The organism is Sphingomonas pollutisoli, assembly GCF_029167165.1.
GTDB lineage: Bacteria > Pseudomonadota > Alphaproteobacteria > Sphingomonadales > Sphingomonadaceae > Sphingomonas > Sphingomonas pollutisoli.
In genome coordinates this window covers 1-1,060 of record NZ_JARFNJ010000048.1, presented here as the reverse complement: position 1 = coordinate 1,060, position 1,060 = coordinate 1, and the positions used below count along the sequence as shown (strand labels likewise).

Here is a 1,060-nt window from a genome sequence, read left to right as displayed (position 1 = left end):
GTCCTACGAGTTGCATGATAAAGAAGACAGTCATAAGTGCGGCGACGATAGTCATGCCCCGCGCCCACCGGAAGGAGCTGACTGGGTTGAAGGCTCTCAAGGGCATCGGTCGAGATCCCGGTGCCTAATGAGTGAGCTAACTTACATTAATTGCGTTGCGCTCACTGCCCGCTTTCCAGTCGGGAAACCTGTCGTGCCAGCTGCATTAATGAATCGGCCAACGCGCGGGGAGAGGCGGTTTGCGTATTGGGCGCATGCATAAAAACTGTTGTAATTCATTAAGCATTCTGCCGACATGGAAGCCATCACAAACGGCATGATGAACCTGAATCGCCAGCGGCATCAGCACCTTGTCGCCTTGCGTATAATATTTGCCCATGGGGGTGGGCGAAGAACTCCAGCATGAGATCCCCGCGCTGGAGGATCATCCAGCCGGCGTCCCGGAAAACGATTCCGAAGCCCAACCTTTCATAGAAGGCGGCGGTGGAATCGAAATCTCGTGATGGCAGGTTGGGCGTCGCTTGGTCGGTCATTTCGAACCCCAGAGTCCCGCTCAGAAGAACTCGTCAAGAAGGCGATAGAAGGCGATGCGCTGCGAATCGGGAGCGGCGATACCGTAAAGCACGAGGAAGCGGTCAGCCCATTCGCCGCCAAGCTCTTCAGCAATATCACGGGTAGCCAACGCTATGTCCTGATAGCGGTCCGCCACACCCGGCCACAGTCGATGAATCCAGAAAAGCGGCCATTTTCCACCATGATATTCGGCAAGCAGGCATCGCCATGGGTCACGACGAGATCCTCGCCGTCGGGCATGCGCGCCTTGAGCCTGGCGAACAGTTCGGCTGGCGCGAGCCCCTGATGCTCTTCGTCCAGATCATCCTGATCGACAAGACCGGCTTCCATCCGAGTACGTGCTCGCTCGATGCGATGTTTCGCTTGGTGGTCGAATGGGCAGGTAGCCGGATCAAGCGTATGCAGCCGCCGCATTGCATCAGCCATGATGGATACTTTCTCGGCAGGAGCAAGGTGAGATGACAGGAGATCCTGCCCCGGCCTGCGC

At 57.2% G+C, this 1,060-nt stretch carries 3 pseudogenes; all 3 read right to left on the bottom strand.

Annotated features, from left to right (window positions below):
- Positions 1-259: 259 nt before the first annotated feature.
- Positions 260-379 (bottom strand): annotated as a pseudogene (locus PX554_RS26485) (CatA-like O-acetyltransferase); the annotation flags it as partial.
- Between the two features lies 1 nt (position 380).
- Positions 381-533: pseudogene (locus PX554_RS26755) on the bottom strand (VOC family protein); the annotation flags it as partial.
- A gap of 20 nt (positions 534-553) precedes the next feature.
- Positions 554-1,060: pseudogene (locus PX554_RS26480) on the bottom strand (APH(3') family aminoglycoside O-phosphotransferase); the annotation flags it as partial.